The sequence below is a fragment of the Exiguobacterium sp. s189 genome (genome assembly GCF_018617615.1).
Lineage (GTDB): Bacteria > Bacillota > Bacilli > Exiguobacteriales > Exiguobacteriaceae > Exiguobacterium > Exiguobacterium aestuarii_A.
Genome location: NZ_JACSKM010000001.1, coordinates 60,562 through 80,163 on the forward strand (window position 1 = coordinate 60,562; position 19,602 = coordinate 80,163).

27 protein-coding genes and 1 pseudogene are annotated in these 19,602 nt (G+C 49.9%); 13 read left to right on the forward strand and 15 right to left on the reverse strand.

Going from position 1 to position 19,602, the window contains the following annotated elements:
* Positions 1–8: 8 nt before the first annotated feature.
* The 4 genes from KNO99_RS00265 to KNO99_RS00280 form a co-directional block, all read right to left on the reverse strand.
* Positions 9–1,019 carry a siderophore ABC transporter substrate-binding protein gene (locus KNO99_RS00265; RefSeq protein ID WP_214744245.1) on the reverse strand — a complete coding sequence of 337 codons (1,011 nt, stop codon included), beginning with the start codon at positions 1,017–1,019 and terminating at the stop codon, positions 9–11.
* 229 nt (positions 1,020–1,248) lie between these two features.
* On the reverse strand, positions 1,249–1,467 hold the full coding sequence (locus KNO99_RS00270; protein WP_214744247.1) for a hypothetical protein: 219 nt from the start codon (positions 1,465–1,467) through the stop codon (positions 1,249–1,251).
* Between the two features lie 5 nt (positions 1,468–1,472).
* Positions 1,473–1,760: a hypothetical protein gene (locus KNO99_RS00275; RefSeq protein WP_214744249.1), complete on the reverse strand. Its 288-nt coding sequence runs from the start codon at positions 1,758–1,760 to the stop codon at positions 1,473–1,475.
* Complete coding sequence (locus KNO99_RS00280; protein WP_214744252.1) at positions 1,757–2,323, reverse strand: zinc dependent phospholipase C family protein; 567 nt, start codon at positions 2,321–2,323, stop codon at positions 1,757–1,759. Before KNO99_RS00280 ends, KNO99_RS00275 begins: the two co-directional genes overlap by 4 nt.
* 119 nt (positions 2,324–2,442) lie before the next feature.
* Between KNO99_RS00280 and KNO99_RS00285 the strand changes: the two genes are divergently transcribed.
* From KNO99_RS00285 to KNO99_RS00310, 6 genes and pseudogenes are all read left to right on the forward strand, one after another.
* Positions 2,443–2,970: a TetR/AcrR family transcriptional regulator gene (locus KNO99_RS00285; protein ID WP_214744254.1), complete on the forward strand. Its 528-nt coding sequence runs from the start codon at positions 2,443–2,445 to the stop codon at positions 2,968–2,970.
* Position 2,971: 1 nt separating this feature from the next.
* Entirely contained in the window at positions 2,972–3,280 is a 309-nt protein-coding gene (locus KNO99_RS00290; RefSeq protein WP_214744256.1) for a DMT family transporter, read from the forward strand.
* An 11-nt stretch (positions 3,281–3,291) separates the two neighbouring features.
* A complete protein-coding gene (locus KNO99_RS00295) occupies positions 3,292–3,624 on the forward strand; it encodes a DMT family transporter (protein WP_214694091.1) in 333 nt (110 codons plus the stop codon).
* Positions 3,621–3,980, forward strand: a complete 360-nt coding sequence (locus tag KNO99_RS00300; protein ID WP_214744257.1) for a nuclear transport factor 2 family protein — start codon at positions 3,621–3,623, stop codon at positions 3,978–3,980. The genes KNO99_RS00295 and KNO99_RS00300 overlap by 4 nt, the downstream gene beginning before the upstream one ends.
* Positions 3,981–3,983: 3 nt before the next feature.
* Positions 3,984–4,124 (forward strand): annotated as a pseudogene (locus KNO99_RS00305) (short chain dehydrogenase); the annotation flags it as partial.
* A gap of 119 nt (positions 4,125–4,243) precedes the next feature.
* The gene (locus tag KNO99_RS00310) at positions 4,244–4,702 is read left to right on the forward strand and encodes a hypothetical protein (RefSeq protein ID WP_214744259.1); all 459 of its coding nucleotides are present in this window, start codon (positions 4,244–4,246) and stop codon (positions 4,700–4,702) included.
* A gap of 41 nt (positions 4,703–4,743) precedes the next feature.
* On the opposite strand, the gene KNO99_RS00315 is transcribed toward KNO99_RS00310, so the two are convergent.
* The 5 genes from KNO99_RS00315 to KNO99_RS00335 form a co-directional block, all read right to left on the reverse strand.
* A complete protein-coding gene (locus tag KNO99_RS00315) occupies positions 4,744–5,106 on the reverse strand; it encodes a VOC family protein (protein WP_214744261.1) in 363 nt (120 codons plus the stop codon).
* Positions 5,107–5,108: 2 nt separating this feature from the next.
* On the reverse strand, positions 5,109–5,876 hold the full coding sequence (locus tag KNO99_RS00320) for an ABC transporter permease (protein WP_214744263.1): 768 nt from the start codon (positions 5,874–5,876) through the stop codon (positions 5,109–5,111).
* The gene (locus KNO99_RS00325; RefSeq protein ID WP_214744265.1) at positions 5,876–6,577 is read right to left on the reverse strand and encodes an ABC transporter ATP-binding protein; all 702 of its coding nucleotides are present in this window, start codon (positions 6,575–6,577) and stop codon (positions 5,876–5,878) included. The genes KNO99_RS00320 and KNO99_RS00325 overlap by 1 nt, the downstream gene beginning before the upstream one ends.
* A gap of 98 nt (positions 6,578–6,675) precedes the next feature.
* Positions 6,676–6,831: a hypothetical protein gene (locus KNO99_RS00330; RefSeq protein WP_214744267.1), complete on the reverse strand. Its 156-nt coding sequence runs from the start codon at positions 6,829–6,831 to the stop codon at positions 6,676–6,678.
* Positions 6,832–6,956: 125 nt separating this feature from the next.
* On the reverse strand, positions 6,957–7,673 hold the full coding sequence (locus KNO99_RS00335) for a GntR family transcriptional regulator (RefSeq protein WP_214744269.1): 717 nt from the start codon (positions 7,671–7,673) through the stop codon (positions 6,957–6,959).
* A gap of 174 nt (positions 7,674–7,847) precedes the next feature.
* Between KNO99_RS00335 and KNO99_RS00340 the strand changes: the two genes are divergently transcribed.
* From KNO99_RS00340 to KNO99_RS00360, 5 genes are read left to right on the forward strand one after another with little or no spacing between them, the layout of a single operon-like run.
* The gene (locus KNO99_RS00340; protein ID WP_214744271.1) at positions 7,848–9,167 is read left to right on the forward strand and encodes a 6-phospho-beta-glucosidase; all 1,320 of its coding nucleotides are present in this window, start codon (positions 7,848–7,850) and stop codon (positions 9,165–9,167) included.
* On the forward strand, positions 9,164–10,483 hold the full coding sequence (locus tag KNO99_RS00345; RefSeq protein ID WP_214744273.1) for a PTS sugar transporter subunit IIC: 1,320 nt from the start codon (positions 9,164–9,166) through the stop codon (positions 10,481–10,483). The genes KNO99_RS00340 and KNO99_RS00345 overlap by 4 nt, the downstream gene beginning before the upstream one ends.
* Complete coding sequence (locus KNO99_RS00350; protein WP_371743014.1) at positions 10,480–10,812, forward strand: PTS lactose/cellobiose transporter subunit IIA; 333 nt, start codon at positions 10,480–10,482, stop codon at positions 10,810–10,812. Before KNO99_RS00345 ends, KNO99_RS00350 begins: the two co-directional genes overlap by 4 nt.
* Positions 10,809–11,102: a PTS sugar transporter subunit IIB gene (locus tag KNO99_RS00355; RefSeq protein WP_214744275.1), complete on the forward strand. Its 294-nt coding sequence runs from the start codon at positions 10,809–10,811 to the stop codon at positions 11,100–11,102. The genes KNO99_RS00350 and KNO99_RS00355 overlap by 4 nt, the downstream gene beginning before the upstream one ends.
* On the forward strand, positions 11,095–11,790 hold the full coding sequence (locus KNO99_RS00360; protein WP_214744277.1) for a carbohydrate deacetylase: 696 nt from the start codon (positions 11,095–11,097) through the stop codon (positions 11,788–11,790). The genes KNO99_RS00355 and KNO99_RS00360 overlap by 8 nt, the downstream gene beginning before the upstream one ends.
* A gap of 34 nt (positions 11,791–11,824) precedes the next feature.
* Here KNO99_RS00360 and KNO99_RS00365 read toward each other — a convergent pair whose 3' ends face one another.
* A complete protein-coding gene (locus KNO99_RS00365; RefSeq protein WP_214744279.1) occupies positions 11,825–12,385 on the reverse strand; it encodes an AAA family ATPase in 561 nt (186 codons plus the stop codon).
* A 133-nt stretch (positions 12,386–12,518) separates the two neighbouring features.
* Here KNO99_RS00365 and KNO99_RS00370 point away from each other — a divergent pair, with 133 nt between their 5' ends.
* Positions 12,519–13,709, forward strand: a complete 1,191-nt coding sequence (locus KNO99_RS00370) for a hypothetical protein (protein WP_214744281.1) — start codon at positions 12,519–12,521, stop codon at positions 13,707–13,709.
* Positions 13,710–13,720: 11 nt separating this feature from the next.
* Here KNO99_RS00370 and KNO99_RS00375 read toward each other — a convergent pair whose 3' ends face one another.
* Both KNO99_RS00375 and KNO99_RS00380 read right to left on the reverse strand, forming a co-directional pair.
* Positions 13,721–13,885: a hypothetical protein gene (locus tag KNO99_RS00375; protein WP_214694121.1), complete on the reverse strand. Its 165-nt coding sequence runs from the start codon at positions 13,883–13,885 to the stop codon at positions 13,721–13,723.
* A 19-nt stretch (positions 13,886–13,904) separates the two neighbouring features.
* Positions 13,905–14,129, reverse strand: a complete 225-nt coding sequence (locus tag KNO99_RS00380; protein WP_214744283.1) for a YobA family protein — start codon at positions 14,127–14,129, stop codon at positions 13,905–13,907.
* 118 nt (positions 14,130–14,247) lie between these two features.
* Here KNO99_RS00380 and KNO99_RS00385 point away from each other — a divergent pair, with 118 nt between their 5' ends.
* A complete protein-coding gene (locus KNO99_RS00385) occupies positions 14,248–15,123 on the forward strand; it encodes a tetratricopeptide repeat protein (protein ID WP_214744284.1) in 876 nt (291 codons plus the stop codon).
* A gap of 35 nt (positions 15,124–15,158) precedes the next feature.
* Here the strand turns inward: KNO99_RS00385 and KNO99_RS00390 are convergent, their stop codons facing one another.
* The 3 genes from KNO99_RS00390 to KNO99_RS00400 all read right to left on the reverse strand — a co-directional run bounded on the left by KNO99_RS00390 (position 15,159) and on the right by KNO99_RS00400 (position 19,539).
* On the reverse strand, positions 15,159–15,908 hold the full coding sequence (locus KNO99_RS00390) for an SDR family NAD(P)-dependent oxidoreductase (protein WP_214744286.1): 750 nt from the start codon (positions 15,906–15,908) through the stop codon (positions 15,159–15,161).
* A gap of 119 nt (positions 15,909–16,027) precedes the next feature.
* On the reverse strand, positions 16,028–17,707 hold the full coding sequence (locus KNO99_RS00395; RefSeq protein ID WP_251130903.1) for a methyl-accepting chemotaxis protein: 1,680 nt from the start codon (positions 17,705–17,707) through the stop codon (positions 16,028–16,030).
* Positions 17,708–17,916: 209 nt separating this feature from the next.
* Positions 17,917–19,539 (reverse strand): methyl-accepting chemotaxis protein, encoded by a 1,623-nt coding sequence (locus tag KNO99_RS00400; RefSeq protein WP_251130904.1) that lies wholly within the window; start codon positions 19,537–19,539, stop codon positions 17,917–17,919.
* Positions 19,540–19,602: the final 63 nt, after the last annotated feature.

The window sequence follows — 19,602 nt, forward strand, 5'->3', positions numbered from 1 at the left end:
ATCGAACCTTACTTCGTGAGTGCTTCCGCGACACTGTTGAAGAATTCCGAATACGTTTGAATCGATTCGTTCAAGTACGTATCTTTCGGCGCGTAAACGATTTGGTCTTTTGTCACAGCCGTCGTCTTTTGAAGGGCAGGTGCGTTGTCGATGACATCTTCAGCCGGTACCGCTCCTTCTGCGTCACCGAGTGGCGCGTCACGATCTAGGACGAACAACCAGTCCGGGTTGCTTTCTGCGATGGCTTCAACAGATACTTCATCGCCTTCATGGTCACCCGTCGTCTTCTCGACTTCAAGTGCTGGTACCCATCCGAAGATATCGTACATCGGTCCGAACACGCGTCCCGTCACCGGTGCTGAGAATCCGATGTCTCCTCCTGATACGATGACAGACATGATTGTGTCTTCTCCGTTATACGCTGTTTTTGCATCTTCGATTGACTTGTCGAGATCAGCGACAATTTGTGCCGCATCTTCGTTCTTGTCAAAGATTTGACCGAGCGTGAGTGTCGTGTCTTTCAATCCTTTAACCAAGCTTTCACCCGGTGTCCCTGCATCTTCTGGGATTTCAATGTTCAAGTCGATGACCGCTGCTTCTGGTACCAACTTTTTGATATCTTCATAGTAATCCGCGAAACGTTGACCGACGATGACGACGTCCGGATCTACACCCGCAATCGCCTCTAAGTTCGGTTCAAAGTGCATACCGACGTCTGCGATGTCTTTGTCTGATGCGTACGGTGACTCAGCTGGAAGGAGTCCGATTGGTGCCGCCACCAAGTCAATATCCCACGCTGCCAATGTTTCGAATGTACGGTTATCAAGGGCAACAACTTTCTCTGGATTGACCGGTACCTCGATTGTGCCATGTGCGTCTGTAATTTCGACCGTCTCTGTCTTTGTTGCACCGTCGACGTTCTCTTCTTGCTTCGTCTCACTCGTTCCGCCACATGCGGCGAGTACGAAGACGAGTAACGTCAACATGAGTGAAAGTTTAAATTTCCCCACTTCATCCATCTCCTCTGTATGTAAGTTTCAATGATTCTCGCACCAAAAACGAGTTATGTTGGTTATGTATGTCTCTTTTTCTTCCTCGCTATCAGTGATAATGATTATCATTGTCGTTTTCATCAAGTAGCATATCAAACAAAAAAAGGATACGCAACGTCAAATTGTAAAGATTCGGATAGGAAAAATTTTCTTTCTATAGAGAGCACAAAAAAAGAAAATGGAAAGATCCATTTTCTCAAACCAAATAATAGAGTAGACCATCTGTGAAATAGTCGAGAACGTCGAGTAACGTGAAGAAGAGCGCAACAATCAAATAGATGATTCGTTCATCTCGTTCCAAACGTCTCCACATGAACAGCAGAATCACCAATCCGATTGGTCCAAAAATCAGACAACCAATCAAAAATGGGACTGTTTGAGCCACAAAAGGTAATTTTTTCTCGTTTTCAGTCATTCAACTCATGCCTCCGAAATTCCGTTTGCCAACAGCAACAGGAAAATCCAAATCGATAGCGGAATGATCAATCCAATCGTCGCAAGGATTGTGTATATTTTGACGACTGGATCCTTCGTGAACAATCCCCAAATCAATGTGACGAACAATCCGACATCAGTCACAATATACACCCAGATGACCGGCATCAACTCGAGGTTCGGAAACACCCGTCCGTTCAGCGTGAAGAATGTGATGACCGTCAAGATGAAGAGTCCAAGCGTCGCGTATAGCGGTGCAAATCGCTTGTTCATGTGAGTATCGCCTGCTTCCGTTTCACCATCTCCAAGCAACGGCGAACACACGTATCGACATAGCCATCAAACTGGTGCGGCAAGAACATGGTGTACGTCCCCTCTTCTGTCATCGCCGCGTCTCGTTCGACTTTTTCGATTAGTTCATCGAAAGCCGGATCCCCTTTTAATCGTTCGAAATCGAACTCCCCTAGTCGTTTCGACAGGCGAGCATTATAGGCATCAAAATCTGCATAGTAGGCAGCCTGCTTTGACGGGTCTTGGGTGATGACCTCTTTCAACCAGCCTTTGTAAAACCCTTGTAGCCAGATCTCGTCCGCGACGAGATGCGCATAGTAACCGAGTCGAAACGAGCGGTCCTCTCCCTTGCTATCAAGCCAGTACTGTTCGAGATCGAGACGACGTGATAAATCGTCGTGTCTTCCCGCATAGTAATGCGAATCTCCTTTTTCGGTCGTCGCGTCCGGCGCAAGACTTCCGAGTGTGAATGCAACTTCATCGAGTTCTGGTAACTCGTTTATCATCTCGTTCGCGATAACGAGATGCATCAAATGTGAGCCCATACCGACACCCCCCCCTTTCCCATATTATTCCATCAGTCATTTCGCTAGACAACCTGAATCATTATTTGGTAGGATGACTTTACTAAACGGTCAGTAAAGTGAAAGTGGGGTGTAAATCGATGAGTAAAAAACAATTGTTGTTGCAGACGGCCGCCCAGATGATTCGAGAGGACGGCATCAGTCAGTTGTCACTCGAACGATTGGCGACGAAAGCAGGGATCACGAAAGCGGGTGTCCTTTATCATTTTGACAGTAAGGCCAACTTATTGCGGCAGATGAACGAGATGGCCATCGAGACGTTCGAAACACGAATCAGCGACCATTTGTCGGATGGTCCGTATCCATTCACTCGTGCTTATGCCCTCGCTACATTGGATGATGTCGACCATGGAGACACAGATCTCATCGCTGTCTTCATCTCCTCACAAGAAGATGCGGCGAGCGAGTCGATTTGGAGCAACGTCTCGACCGGTTGGAACGAACGGTTCGCAGCCGACGGTCCCGACCAAGATGCGATTTTAAAACTCCGTCTCCTCTGTGACGGTTTTTGGTTCGCCGTTTTGTATGGATATAGCGAATCGTTCAAGGATCGTGCAGCGACACTCATCCGAGAGGCGTGTGATGAGTTACTTGAAGGAGGTGGCTGACATGGGATTCATCTATTTGATTGGGGCCATCGTTTCTGAACTATTCGGATCGAGCATGTTGAAAGTGAACGCCACCTCGACGAATCGACTTCCGATTCTCGGGGTGGCTATCGGCTACGGGACGGCGTTTTATTTGTTATCACTAGCGCTCTTCACGATCCCGCTCAGCTTCGCCTATGCGTTTTGGAGCGGTGTCGGAACGGCGCTTACGGCTGTGATCGGCTTTGTCGTCTTCCACGAAAAAGTGAGTCGTCAAAAAGTTACCGGAATTGCGCTCGTGATCATCGGGCTCGTCTTTATGAAATTGTGAGGTGATTCAAGATGAAAGCTTATTTTTTACTGTTCTTTTCCATCGCATTCGAGGTACTCGGGACGTCGATGTTGAAGCTATCGGACGGATTCACGAACTTTGTGCCGAGTGTCATTCTCTTGGTCAGTTTCGCCGCCTCGTTCACCCTCATGGGCATCGTCTTGAAGACAATCCCGCTCAGTATCGCCTATAGCATTTGGGCCGGACTCGGTACGGTGGCGACGGGTCTAATCGGCGTGTTCGTATATGGAGAAGTCCTCTCCGCATTGAACGGGATTGGTTTGTTATTGATTGTCCTTGGGGTCATTGTGATGAATCAACAACGAAAAGAGGTTGTCACATGAACAAGTTGGCGTATCATCTTCAAACGCTTGAAGAAGCGTTACTCACGACGGAAGTCAGACAGTCGACGGACCGCTTACGTGAACTGTTGACCGACGATTTTTTTGAAATCGGCAGCTCGGGACGATTGCTGTATCAAGACTGGGATCAAACGACACTCCAAATCGATCCGATTGAGGCGGTGTTATCCGAATTCACTATGCATCCGTTAACGGAAGGACACGTTTTGGTGACGTATCGTCTCGTTCAACCGAAACGAAATCGTGTGACACGTCGCAGCTCGATTTGGGTACTCGTGGACGGTCGTTGGAAAATGCGTTTCCATCAAGGAACGCTCGTCCCATCAGAAGCAACTTGATTGCCGAACGTCCTCATCGAAGCACTCGATTCGTACGAACCATATTTCCGAGGTTACACGACGGTACCGGGTGAACGGGTCGCCCTCGCCTATGTGAAGAGCGTCGAAGGCGCGCAGACGGGACAAACGTACGAAGTGTATTAACAGCAAAGCATCTCGTTGAGAGGTGCTTTTTTTCGTACCTTGAACGTTATTTTACCTGCTCATTCATATGAACTCCGTTATACTCAGGACAACTTATATGCGAGAAAGGTTGAATGTTCATGAATCACAAAACACTGCGCGATCTTTTTGACATTCCTCCACCATTCGTCCGCCACCCGTTCCCAAGTCGACTACTTCGCTTCACCGGTCGATTGAAGCGTCCGGAACAATCGTCCATTGAGGCCGTTTTTCGTGTCGGTGGCTTTGGTGTGTTTGATATGAGTACCCTGACCTTTTTTAAAAATGGTACCGTCCTTCGTCGCGTCGATCAATCCGCCCTTTCGATATCTGAAGAATTCGAAGGCGAAGAAGCAGAACAAATTCGTATGAAGTTTGAATCACTCGGAACGCACCGCTGGCCAGCCGTGTTCGAAGAACCCGAAGGCGTCATCACTGTAGATGGTACGCAGTGGAACCTCAGCGTATACGCTAACGGAAAACTCATTCATGAACATAGCGGTAGTAACGCCTATCCAGCCCAATGGAGACAATTGACGCAGCTATTCTGTATTTCTTGACGAACGACAAAGGGAGCATCCGCGATGGATGCTCCCTTTCGTCAAAGTGCTTGAATCATTTCGACCCGATTGCCGAACGGGTCCCGGAACTCGAATCGGTCGAATCCTGGAATCGGGATGCCTTCGGAGTATGCAATCTCGTTTTCAGTGAGGGCCGCCTTCCAATGACCTAAATCCGTCACCGCATATGCGATATGCGCTTTCGTCTTCTGTCGTTCGACGCCGTCCTCTGCGCCGACATGGACGGAACGGTCGCCAACCTGAAGCCAAAATCCACCTCGCCCCTTCAATGAATCCGGCTTCTCGATTTCACGTAGACCGAGAAAATCGCAGTAAAATGCCTTCGCCTCTTGCTCCGTTCCAGCTGGAATCGTGAGCTGCACATGATGAATCCCTGTGATCATGCTCATTCCCCCTTCCGATAAGTCAATCCGATATACTGCATCTTCTCGTTAAACAGACGTGGATACGCCAAGTAACCGACGAGTGTCGCCGAGATGGAGGCGGTCGTCAAAATTAAGAACAGGATCAAGAGTTGATACAGTACCGCTTCCATCGGGTCGGCCCCACCGATGATGAGACCGCTCATCATTCCAGGTAACTGGACGAGCCCCATCGTCTTTTGGGCCTCGACGGTCGGAATCATGCTCGTGCGAATCGCATTCTTTAAGCTACGATCGATGGCCACTTTCGGTGTCCCGCCGAGCGAAAGGATAAGCTCAATGACATCGTCACTCCGTTCAACCTCGTCTTTGAACTTGTTCAAGAAGAGAAGTGACAACACCATACTGTTCCCGATGACCATCCCGCTGATCGGAATGACCTTTTCCGGCTCGAATGGGATGATGCCGAGCCCGAGCATGAGACCCATCGTCAGCGCTTCGATCGTCACGAGTGTCAAGACGATGATCCACATGATGCCCGGAATGCCGTCCCCTTTCCGGCGGATGTTCTGTGTTGCCGCGACAATCATAAGTAAAATCATCAACAGCATGAAAATCGGACTGTCGCTCTCAAAGACGAACGTCAAAATATAGCCGATGATCAGCAGTTGAATGATGGAACGGACGGTCGCGATGATAATATCTCGCTCGAGCCCGAGTCGTAGGACGAGCGTCAAGGCTAGCGGGATAACGACGAAGATGAGTGCTGTCGCGAGTTCAATATATGACATCAATCTTCCCCCCTGACGAATTGTTGGATGACCGGATCGTCCGATTCATCGATGAACGATGCGTCCCCATACGCAAGCAGCTCCCCATCTTTCAAGAACCACATGTCGTCACTCACCCGCCGCGCCTGGTCTAAATCATGGGTGATCCAGATGACGGTCACACCGTACGATTGTTGCAGTTTCCGGATGAGTCGCTCGATTTCTTTCACTGTCCGATAATCAAGGCTCGCCGTGATTTCATCGAGCAAGAGTACATCGGGTTTATTGACGAGTGTCCGGGCGATGGCGACCCGACTCCGTTCCCCACCCGACAATGATTTGACGGGTTGGTCGAGGAACGTCTCACTCAAGTCGACACGATGGAGCAATTCGGCAGCCCGGTCGCGGTCGAGTGACTCGTCGAAGATGGCTTTCGGGAGATTCAAGTTGTCGTACACCGTCCCTTGAATCATTGGCGCGCTTTGGAACGCCATCCCGATTTTTTTTCGTAGTTCGAGGATGTCCATCTCCGCGATGTCTTCCCCTTTGAAAAGAATCGTGCCTGTGTCTGGTGACAGCAATCCATTGATATGCTTCAGACACGTCGTCTTGCCGGCACCGCTTGGTCCGACGAACGTCGTGATTCGCCCCTCTCGAAACGTCCCGGACACATGGTGCAGGATGTCTTGATGACTCACATCTTTGAATTCAATGATTGACATGCTTCTCTCGCCTCCTGCTTCTAGTGTACATAAACTCAGGAATCGACTGCATCCAATATGTATGGGAAAAGTTTATTCATAATCGTTGTTGAGAAAAATTACATCCCAATCAAAAAAAGAAACGCAAGTTGTCCTACAGCAATCGCTATTGGAACAATCGATAATAAGGATAACCACCGCTTCTTCATCACAGCACCGATTCCTAACAGCAATAGTCCGAGGACCAAGACACCTAAGATTGTAAACATCGTCATGTTACTCACTCCCACCATCCAATTTGATCGTATGTATCTTCGTTTTTCTCTTCCTCATATCCTTTTTGAATCACTTCATAAAAAAGCGCTCGACTGTCTCCATACGAAACAGTCGAACGCTTTTGTTAGTTATAATTCCGTTCGATGACGAAGCTCGTCTTGTCCCCACGGAAGTACGAGCGTGAATATTCAATCGCTCGTCCCGACTCATCCTCTGTCACCGTCTCGATATGGAAACATGGTGACCCGAGTGGGCAGTTGAGGAGCGTACTCACTTTCTCGTCGGCAAGTGCGATTTCTAATGCCTCGGTCGTCTTCGCGACATGGACATTGTGGACTTCAGCGAGTGTCCGGAAGAGCGAATGCTCTGCCTGTTCTTTCGTGATCCCCGGTGCAATCTTCCACGGGATGAATGAGACCTCATACTGTGTCGGTTCCCCGTCCGCATGACGAATCCGCTCAATCTTTTGAATCGGCGCATTGTCCTCTGCTTCAAACACCGAAGCGATTTGACCGGACGCTGAGATGACGGAGATGTCGATCAACGCGACTTGACCACGCTTCCCTTGAACAGCGAGCTGGGCCGCATAGTTGTTCGGTGTATACGATAGCGTCTGCTGGACTTTCTTTCCGGCGACGAACGTGCCGCGACCTTGTTGACGGACCAAATACCCTTCCGTCGTCAATTGGTTGAGGGCGCCACGCACCGTTGTTCGGCTCACATCAAACTCCTCGCAAAGCGCGTACTCGGTCGGAAATTTCTCCCCTTCTTTATAATGCCCACTTTTGATGCGGGACAACAATTCATCCTTGATTGCGGTTTGGAGCGTCGATTGCGACATACCTCCATCTCCTTTACGTTAGGTTGGTTCCTTTATTGTGATACAGCAAGCATACAATTGCAAATACAAAAAACTAATTGTATTATTTGTATTTTTTATATTGCCGAAAGTTGTACTATTTGTTATATTTGTTACGACAAAAAGAAATCGCTTTCAAAAGGAGGAGTTGACACCATGGCAGTCAAGGTCGTCATCATCGGCGGTGGGTCTAGTTACACCCCGGAAATCATCGAAGGATTGATTGATCGGCAAGCCTCGTTCCCCGTTCGGGAAATCGTGCTCGTCGATATCGAAGAAGGGAGGGAGAAACTAGAGATTGTCGGTCGTCTCGCAGAGCGGATGATCGAGAAGGCCAACGCCGAGATCACACTCAGTTGGACGCTCGACCGAAGAGCCGCACTCGTCGGCGCAGATTTTGTATCGACACAGATTCGGGTCGGTGGACTCAAGGCACGTGCGCTCGATGAACGCATCCCGCTCAAGCATGGCTTCATCGGACAAGAGACGAACGGCGCAGGTGGATTATTCAAAGCGTTCCGCACGATCCCCGTTTTAATCGACTTGGCCAATGAAGTCGCCGAGATTTGTCCGGACGCCTGGCTTGTCAACTTCACCAATCCGGCGGGCATCGTCACCGAGGCCGTACTCAAGCACTCATCTCATAAGAAGGTCATCGGTGTCTGCAACATCCCGTTCAACATGCGGAACTCGGTCGCAGAGATTCTCAAGACGCCGGTCGAACGAGTCGCGATTGAATTTATCGGATTGAACCATTTCGTCTTCGGTCGTCACGTCTGGGTCGACGGCGTGGATCGGACGAATGACGTCCTTGCTTCGCTCAACGCAGGCAACGACTACTCGCCAGCGAACATCGTCGGTCTCGGATGGAGCGAATCGTTCCTGTCGTCACTCAGTATGTTACCGAACCCGTATCACCAGTACTATTTCCAGACGAAAGACGTGTTGAAAAAAGACCTCGAGGCGTACGAACAAAATGGCACACGTGCCGAAGTCGTCCAACAAGTCGAGGCGCAGTTGTTCGAGAAATATAAAGACGTCGACCTCGCCGTCAAACCGGAAGAGCTTGAAAAGCGTGGAGGTGCCTACTATTCAGACGCCGCCTGCAATTTGATGGATTCGATTCACAATGACCGTGGCGACATCCAAACCGTCAACACGCTCAACAACGGCACGATTCGGGACTTACCAGACGACGCGGTCATCGAAGTGAACGCCGTCATCACGAAGTCTGGTCCTCGTCCAATCTCAATTGGGTCATTACCGCTCCCGATTCGTGGACTCATCACGAACTTAAAAACGTTTGAACAGCTCGCTATTCAGGCGGCTGTATCCGGTTCTTACGAGGACGCCTACCTTGCCTGCCTCATGAACCCGCTCATCCAAGACGAGAAACGGATTGACCCGCTTCTCAAGGAGCTGTTCACAGCGCACGAGGCGTACCTACCCCAATTTCAGAAGGAGGTCTATTCATGAACAAGTTTATTGAAATCGCGGGACGTATCGGGTCCCAAAGGCACTTAGTCGCCATCCGTGACGGGTTTGTCTCCGTCATGCCGCTCATCATCGTCGGGTCGCTTGCCGTCCTTATCAACAACTTCCCTGCTGTCAACATCGGTAGTCTCTCGCTCGATTTCGTCGGCTCGATGAACAGTCTATTCGGCGAAGGAAATTGGCAAGGACTCGGCGGAAGTATTTGGAACGCTTCATTCGCCATACTCGGACTGCTGATTGCTTTCTCCATTGGGTATAACTTGGCCCGTTCGTACGGAATTGATGGGCTCGCGGCAGGGATTTTGTCGCTCGCCTCATACATCATGCTCGTACCGGTCACTGCTGACTGGGGTCTCAACTTCGCATGGCTCGGTGCCCAAGGGCTCTTCGTCGCCATCATCGTGTCGATTGCCGTCACGGAAATGTTCCGCTATCTCATCAATACGAAACTGACAATCAAGATGCCAGAAGGTGTACCGGGTGGGGTCACACGTTCGTTCCAGGCGCTCATCCCATCTATGATCATCTTGACAGTCGTCGCAGGATTCCAACTTTTCATGACGCTCGTCGTCGAACTCAGTGTGTTTGAAGTCATCTTCAAGGCGATTCAACAACCGCTCCAAGGTTTCGGAGATTCGCTCCCAGCTGCCCTTGTCATCGCGTTCTTGAATCACATCCTTTGGTTCTTCGGACTTCACGGGACAAACATTATCGGTTCGGTCATCGAGCCGGTCTACCTCCCACTCATCGAACAGAACTTGGCAGCTTTCCAAGCGGGAACATCAGCGTTTGATGTCCCATACACGGTCACAAAACCGTTCTTGGATGCATTCGTCTTCATGGGTGGATCGGGTACGACATTCGCGCTCTTGCTCGCGATTTTCATCGTCGTCCGAAAACAACGGAATCACCCGTACCACCAAGTCGCCAAACTGTCGACGCCAGCTGGTCTCTTTAACATCAACGAACCGGTCATCTTCGGTCTTCCAATCGTCTTGAACCCAATCATGCTCGTACCGTTCATCTTAGTGCCGGTCACGCTCACGATTATCTCATACGTCGCCCTCTCAACAGGGATGGTTCCGAAGACGGTCGCTATCGTTCCGTGGACGACGCCACCAATCATCAGCGGATATTTGGTCACTGGTGGTAGCGTACGTGGTGTCTTGCTTCAAATCGTCAACTTGTCAATCGCGACCGCAATGTACATTCCATTTGTCATGGCTGGAGCAAAAGCGATGACAGCCGAAATCAATAAAAACAAAGCTGCCTCTGAGGAAGGAGAAAAGATTTCGTGAAAACCGAAACGATTCAAGAACTCTCATTTATGATTATTTTGCACGCCGGAAATGCCCGTTCGTCGGCATTCGAAGCCATCGCTGCGGCAAAACGCGGTGAAGCGGACGAGGCGACAGCCAAATTAAAAGAAGCTGATGCGGCTTTTCTAGAAGCACATAAACTTCAGACCCAACTGTTACAAGAAGAGGCACGAGGGACGACGAGCGATATGAGTGTCCTCCTCGTCCACGCACAAGACCACCTCATGACAGCGATGACCGTGAAAGAACTCGCCGTCGAAATGATTGACATGATCACCCGTTTGAATCGATTGGAGGAAACAACATGAACATCTTACTCGTCTGCTCGGCAGGTATGTCGACATCGATCTTAGTGGAAAAAATGCGAAAAGAAGCGGCGAACCGCGGAATCGACGCGTCCATTGACGCCATCCCCGAGTCTCGTTTGAAAGAACAGACGAACGTCGACGTCATTTTGATCGGACCTCAAGTCCGCTACCTCGAAGGCAAAATCAAGTCGTCCGTCGACGTACCGGTCGCGATCATCGACAACATGGCGTACGGCATGATGAAAGGTGACCTGGTCCTCGACCAGGCACTCGGTCTCGTCAATGCCTAACACGTTCGTCTTGGTCAACGCCGATGATTTCGGATTGACGACAGGTGTGAACGCCGGCACCTTGGAGAGTCATCTGAATGGAATCGTGAATTCGGCGACGATGATTATGAACGGGTATGCCGTCGAAGAAGCCGTCCAACTCGCGAAACAGCAGCCATCGCTCCGCGTCGGTGTCCATCTCGTCTTGACTTGGGGCAAACCGCTTGCCGACACGAGTACCCCCCTTACAAAAGAAGACGGCACGTTCCGCTACACGAGCCATTTCTTGACTGAAGACTTGCCTGACCCAGAGCTCGTCTATCTCGAGTGGAAAGCCCAAATCGAGGCGTTTCTCGCGACAGGTCTCCCGCTCGACCATCTCGACAGTCATCACCATGTTCACGGCTGGCCGGTCCTACATGACGTCATCATTCGTCTCGCTGAAGAATATGACACGACGTTTCGAGCCTTAACGACGCTCGGGTCGCGCCGAGACTTGTGGGTGACCGAACGGTTCAGTGATCAATTTTACGCAGACGGTGTCTCCCATGCGACGCTTGATGCCATCGAACCTGGGGGGTCCATCGAAGTGATGGTCCATCCGGCCGACCTCGATGATGATCTTCCGAGCATCACCTCTTACCTCGTGCCACGCCTCCTCGAAAAACAGGTGTTGGTCGACTATCAACGCCCCGATTGGTGGGCATGACAAAAGCGGGTTCCCTTGTTGGGGACCCGCTTTTTCATAGGTCAAACACTCTTTGTATCTGTGCAGCCGTCTCTTTCGGACTTAAACGGGTGTTGTCGATACGAAGATAATGCTCGACGTCCAATTCTCCCGGACGAGAGTTCAAGCGATACATCGTCGCAGTCTGCTTCAGTTCCGCCTCGGACCAGGCGATGTCCCGCTTCGACGGTTTATGGGTGAGGCGGTTCTCCGTCGTATTGCGCGCGAGCCGCTCCTCCATCTCTGCCTCGAGCTCGACGTAGTAGATGTCCGCCCCATGTGATTCGAACAAATCCGTCACTTTTTTCACGTAGTCCCAGTCTTCCTGCATATCAAACGCCCAGACGAACGTGAAAATCATACCGGACAAATCACTTTTCGCGACCGACTCGAACAGCTCTTGACGAAACAGTTGGACGAGTCGCTTCCCTTCCGGCGTCCCGTAATTGAAGAACGGGCCGACGAGATCAATCGTCATATGGTTATGGAATAACTTGAGCCCGGTTCGGTCGGCGAGTGCCTGACCGACCGTCATTTTACCAACGGCTTGCGGACCGAATAAGATGATGAACTTCATTGAATCTCCTCCTGCGCTTTTGACGATTTTACCACGAACGTTCGAGTGGAGAAGCCTCCTAAAATATTTGTTTACCTCTTTCCAATTGAAGGAATAAGCATAACATCGAACTTGATAGAAAGAAGGTGCCCCCGTGACTTGTCCCCACTGCGGAAAGAAGACACGATCGAAAACGGTCTGTCCGACGTGTGGCCGCCGCTCACGTCGCACAATTTGGTTACTCGCCACCCCGCTCGCCATTGCACTCATTGCTTTTGTCGCTTTCATTGGAAACGCCTATTTCACGGATATGTTGCGTTCGACCGACTCGCTCGCCGATCAGGTCGACTTACCGATTGGTGAGGATACCGTTTCTGCTGACGAAGCAACGACCGCCGACTTCGATACGTTACAGGACAGCCTCTTTACCGTCAGTTACGGGACCGGCTTTTTGGTCAGCTCCCGCGACGTCGTCACTGCGGCCTCGAACGTAGCCGGCTTGACGAACATCATCATGTACCATGACGGACAGGCCGTCTCCGGAACAGTCGTCGGTCGTACGAGTTTCATTGCCGTCATTCGCATTGAAGAAACCGACAAAACACCGTTCTTGCTGACACAAGCCATCGCCGCAGAAGATGAAAACCTTATCACATTGACCATGAAGGAACGCATGAATGGTACGGTCACATTCGCAGAGAACGGCTACATCCGAAACTTTGAATTGCCACGTCATGCGTATGGCAGTCCGCTCCTTTCAGCATCCGGTCGGGTCGTCGCGATTCATTTACGAGGGATTGCCTTACCGAGCGCCTTGTTCGAACGAGATCTCCGTACGTTGATCGATTCAGACGTAGCCGCGCCACCACCGGTCGAACTCGCACCGGTCGAGCCGATCCGACCTGATTTGACAGAAGAACCGGTCGTCATTCCGGAAACTCCAAGCGTTCCAGAGACAGAGCCCGAGCTACCGCCAGCGACTGAACCGGAAGCACCTGCTGAAGAGAACGTCGAGGAAGAGGTGGTAGACGAAGAGACCGAACCAGCTACACCTGAAGTCACTCCTGAAGAACCAACAGAACCACCTACAGAGCCAGCAGAACCAGTTGATCCACCCGAAACGGAAGAGCCGATTGAGGATGACCCTCCGGTGACAGAGCCAGAAGTGCCTACTGAACCAGAGGAACCTGTCGAACCTGAAGAACCAGTTGAGCCGGAGGAACCGACCACACTTGAACCAGATGGTGAAGACGACTCCATCGTCGAGGACGACCCGGTCACGGAAGAAGATGTGGTGGAAGAAGAAAATGGTGAAGAAAACGACACAAGCACACCATCCGAATGATGGTGTGCTTGTCATTTGTCTTGCGTGAATCGTCGTTGCAAATTACCGAGCACGGCTCCGAGTCCGAGGAGCAAAATGGATAATGCCCAAAACGGCAGCGCGTCTTGCAATAACCAGACGACGAGGGCACTGAATCCAATCACGGCTCCGAGCCACAAAAAGTTACGTTGTCCCATATGGTTCACCTCGTCCTCATCATAACACATCGATGCGATGCGCCGTCGTCTGCGGCGGCAGGGAACGCGTCATCCGTTCATCGTGCTCGACTCTTACATATTGACCGACAAGAAGTGGTGTTTCTTCAGGAAATGGTTCCTCTAGGTGAAACACGATGCCGTCGAACGGTTCTGCCTCCCGTGACGGAGCGACCCGAATCTTCCTTTCCATCACTTCTGCGATATAACCTGTGAACGTCGCCATGTCCTCCCCTCCTTTTCACGCCTTACTTTCCATTTCCCGTTTTTTGAAAAGATGCTACTCCCACGTTTCGAGAACAAGTATAATAAAGCCACACCTATATTCGTGAGGAGGAGATCACATGACACACACCATCGATTTACACAGCCCAGACTTCCAACGCACGTTTCTTGAGATGATGCTCCTCGCAGAATTAACAGACGCGTATAACACAGAAGCGATTACGGCACTTGCGACACGTGGCGAGACGGCTTTCCCAGAAGATCCATTCTTTCCTGCGATGCGCGCCTATCCGTATATTCGTGAAGGGAACACCGCAAAGGCAAAGGAGTGGCTCGATCGAGCAAGTGAACTCGGTGACCACTTTATCCTTCACATGCTGAACGGGATCGTCAGCGAAGATACGGGCTTCACGTTCGAGGCGGAGCAACACTTCCTCCGAGGTGTCGAACGCTATCCTGACGTTCCGCTCATGCACCGTGCCATCGCCATTCATTACTTCGAGCGGAAGTTCTACGGAGAGGCCGGCCTTCACGTCATGCATTATGTCCGCCTTGCCGGACTCGGACCGGATACCGTCCCGATGCTTCTCGAGTTTTTCCAAGTATACGATGACATCCCGATTGAGATGGTGGACGAACTGATGAAAACGGCGAGTGGCTATTTGACGGCCAATCCGCATGACTCACATGCCCATTCCTTATACGCTGCCATCTGCAGTCAACGTTTCGCTTCCCTCTCCGCCGGACTTGAAGACGAGGACCCGCTCACCGAAGAAATGATTTGGATGCTCCTCGAAGTCGAGAACCACGGGATGTGGAGTGCCACATATGACCGCAGTGAAGATCGGACGTTCCGCCACATGTTCGCAGATTATGTGAACAACGTCATTCTCCCGAACACGTCACAGTTTTACGTATTGCGCCTTCGGATGCGTTATTGGACACGCCGCCTGACGCACCGTTTCACAGGTGGCTACACTGTCCCGATGTCATGAAAAAATCACGCCACAAAATGGCGTGATTTTTTAGGTTATCCGGCGTACGGTTTAATCGGTCCGCGTAAACTGAACGAATAGTCCTCTGGATCGACAATCCCGACGACTTCATCTCCTTCGAGAAGGTCATATAAGAACTCAGCCATTTCGCGTGCCGTATGATACTTCGCCACGTTCTCACTATAGTCGAATCCTTCCGTATCGCGTGCACGGTCGGCAAAGCTCGTCTCGGTCGCAGCCGGTGCGAGCACTTTCGCCCGAAGCTTCGCGCCACTATTCATCAATTCTTGTGCGAGCCCTTCCGTATAAGCACTCACGTAAAACTTCGTCGCACAATACGTGACCGAGTTCGGCACGATGCGATAGCCACCGACGGAAGACACATTCAACAGTTGCGCCCCTTCAACATCGTGGTAGTCGCGGACGTACAGGCTCGACAAGACCGTGAGCGCCTCAATGTTCAGGCGAATCATATTCTCAATCTTGCCTAAATCGACATCTTTGATGAGGTCTGCGTCTCCAAACCCAGCATTGTTGATCCACGTCTCGATATCAAGGTCGGCGAGTGATTCATACAGACCATATACGTTCTCACTGTATGAGAGGTCCGTCGATTTGATGATGACGTCACTGTCTGACGAGATGGACTTAATTTCATCTCGCAGCGATTCGAGCTCATCCTTTCGTCTCGCGACGAGGACGAGGGACTTCCCTTTTTCAGCGAGTAGTTTCGCTGTCTCATAACCAATTCCTGAACTTGCTCCTGTAATGACGGTATATTTCATGTGACCCACTCCCTTTTTTTCGTTTACCCTGTTCTCATTTCCCTACTTTCTGCTTCATGAATCGTCTCGATGTGAATGAAAAAAAGTCCTGACTCCGAAGAGACAGGATTTCCCTCACATTATGTTGTGAACCTTCCGATCAACGTCTGTAAATCTCCCGTCATACTGCCAAGTGTCTCCGCAACGCCGTTCAGTTCTTGAATCATCGCAAGTTGTGCGTCAGCCGTTTCTCCGACCGAACGCATCGTATTCGCCATTTCTTCACTTTCAGATGCCATCGAAGCAGTCGTTGTGGCCACCTGTCGTGTCGTTTCTGTAATTTCGTTTGAGGCGACACGGATGTGCGCCGCATTCTCAGCAGACGTTTGGAGTTGGCTGACAATTTGTCGGAAGGAGGTCGTCGCCTCTTCCAACAGAATTGTATTCGTTTCTACACGTTTTGCACTTTGCACATGTCGCTCCAAGACAGCATTCGACTGTACTTGAATCGACTCGATTAACCCTGCAATTCTCATAGCAGATTGTTTCGATTGCTTCGCGAGCTTACGAACCTCTTCCGCCACTACGGCAAATCCCTTCCCATGTTCACTGGCACGTGCCGCTTCGATGGCTGCATTTAGGGCCAATAAGTTCGTTTGGTCAGTGATGGAACGAATGACTTCTGTGATCAAGGCAATTTCGTCCGATTGTTGTTTTAAAGCAGTAATCGATTCTCCCGTCGCCACGGTTTCTTCTTCTAGTGCGAGTACTTCATTTTTTGCTTGTCGGATTGATTGTTCTCCTCGTTCCGCTAGCGTAAGACTCTTTTCCACGTCTTCGTTGATGGTGCCAATCGAAGTCGCAATCCGCTCCACCCCAAGATTAGCCGCCGCCACTTCATGTCCGCTTTGCGTCGCCTGTCGTGCTTGTAGAATTGTTTGTTGAACGACTTGATCGATTCGTCTCGTCGTTTCTTCTGTTTGAGAAGACATCTCTTCCGTACTCGCGTACAATTCTTCTGATTGAGCCGTGATGTCTTGTGCATTCCGACTCACTTCATCAATCAACTCACGCAAATTCGTCTTCATCTGGTTAAATCCAATAATTAATTGGCCAATCTCATCTTCCGAAAGCGCTTTCGAATTTTCGCGTGTTAAATCCCCATTTGCGACAATAGCGACTTCATTAGACAATTCACGTAATGGGCGCGTGACGATTCTCTGCAAGATGACCCCTGCCAAGAGAGCTAAGAGGAACGTCAACAGTGAGATGCCAATCATATAATAATTCGATTTTTTACTTAGCTCGGTAAGTTCAAGCTGACTCTGTTGCATCGTCTGTTCCGCTTTTTCTTGAAGCGATTCACCTTTTTCCGTAATCGCAGTCGTCATGTCCGGCATGATTTTTGTCGTCAGGCGCTCAATCGTTTCCGTGTCATTCGCATCGACCGCATCAACGAGTTGAACGGTCAAGTCATTGTAACCAGTCGCATAAGACAATAACGTATTCATCTCGTCTGTCTCTTCCTGCGTTTCCGCAAGCGAGAGAAGTTCAATGATAGCCGCCTTCTTCCCTTCTTTACCTTGTTCGATTTGTTCCAATCGATCCGGCTGAGGTGACATGACATATCCACGCGCTCCATACGCTTGACGCATCATTTCACGCGATAGTTGGTCGGCTGCCAACATCTTTGCCACATCTTGTTTGATGACATGTTCGTACTCACTCGTCAAACGTTCCATGTTAAAGATGGCATAGCCCATCCCACATGCGATGACGAGAAGAATGGCAAAGATGCCCCCAAACAGTTTTTTGGTCAATGATAATTGCTTCAATCTTTTCATAAATGCAGTAAGGATTTCTCCTTATTTCACCTCGATTCAGTTTGATAAAAGGATTTACACACTGAATATATCGGTTGTACAAATCAAACTTGTACCAACAAGAAGAAATTCCCTATAAATGATGTAAGGGTTTTCATATAACGTTCACAAAAAGGGCATGGATTGATTTCCACGCCCGAATTTTATTATGTTGTGAACTTACCAATCAATGTCTGTAAGTCGCTCGTCATATTTCCGAGTGACTCGGCGACGCCGTTCAATTCTTGAATCATCGCAAGTTGTGCGTCAGCCGTTTCTCCGACCGAACGCATCGTTCCGGCCATCGCTTCACTGTCTTGTGACATATGAAGAGAAGATGTTGCGACTTGCTTCGTCGTCTTCGCAATCTCGTTTGACGCGATACGGATGTGTGACGTGTTATCGACCGACGTCTCGAGTTGACGGACAATTTGATCGAACGCACGTGTCGCTTGTTCAAGTAACTGTGAGTTCGTTTCGACACGCTTCGCACTGACGACGTGTTGATCAAGAACGGCATTCGACTGCGCCTGAATCGACTCGATTAGACCAGCAATTTGTGTCGCCGACTGTTTTGATTGCTCTGCGAGTTTACGCACTTCTTCTGCGACGACTGCGAATCCTTTTCCTTGTTCGCCGGCACGTGCCGCTTCGATGGCTGCATTCAGAGCCAACAAGTTCGTCTGGTCAGTGATCGACTGAATGACTTCTGTGATGAGGGCGATCTCATCAGACTGTTGTTTCAAGGCCGAAATCGATTCCCCGGTGAGTCGTGTCTCCCGCTCAAGCGCACGCACTTCGTCTTTCGCCTGTGTCATCGTTGCCCCGCCTTCTTCAGCGAGTTTCAAACTTTGTGACACATCATCATCAATCGAACCGATTGAACCGGCGATTTGACCGATTCCTTCGTCCGCAGCTGCCACGGCACGAGACGAATCACTCGCTTCTTTCGCCTGAGCAACCGTCTCTTCTACGACCCGGTCGATGAGGCGAGTCGTTTCTTCTGTTTGTGATGCCATCTCTTCTGTGCTCGCATACAGTTCTTCTGATTGTGCTGTGATTTCTTGTGCGTTTTGTGTGACACGGTCAATCAAATCGCGTAAGTTCCCCTTCATGCGGTTGAAACCGGTCATCAACTGTCCGATTTCATCTTGCGTGTAAACCATTAAATCATTTCCTGTTAAATCTCCCTGAGCCACAATGTCCACTTGTCTCGCTAACTGACGAAGCGGTCTTGTCACCATGACGTACAATCCATATCCAGCTAGTGTCGTCATGATAAATATAAGGATTGCTATGATTACCGCGTAATACAGCACTTTGTCACTATAATGTTCAAGTTCATCCTTTTTCGCCAGCATGTCAGTCGTTGTACTCTCTTGAATCATTTCACCTTGCTCTGCGATGAAAACAGTAACATCCGGCATTTCTTCAAGTCCAAGACGATTCACTTCTCTTTGGTTCTCAGCATCAATCGCCGCTACAAGTTCTTCTGATAGTTCATCGTAGTTAAGAGCAAACTCAAGAAGTTTTTCAAAGGATTCTTTCTCTTCTTTTGAGTTTGCCAACCTAATCAACTCACGTAATGCCGCTTCTTTTTCAGTCGAGCCCAATTGTTCTTTGTCTAAATGAGACGAATCCTGATTTAACATGTACCCTCTCAACCCGTAAGCTTGACGTGTCATTCCGAGTGATAGGGCGTCAGCCGCTTTCATTCGCATAACATCTTTTGCAATCATTTCTTCGTATCGACTTGTTGCATTGTGAAGTGACGATAAATTGTATAACATTCCGAAAGCCACTAAAACTAAAACCATCCCAACAGCACCCAACAACTTTTGGGTTAACGTCAA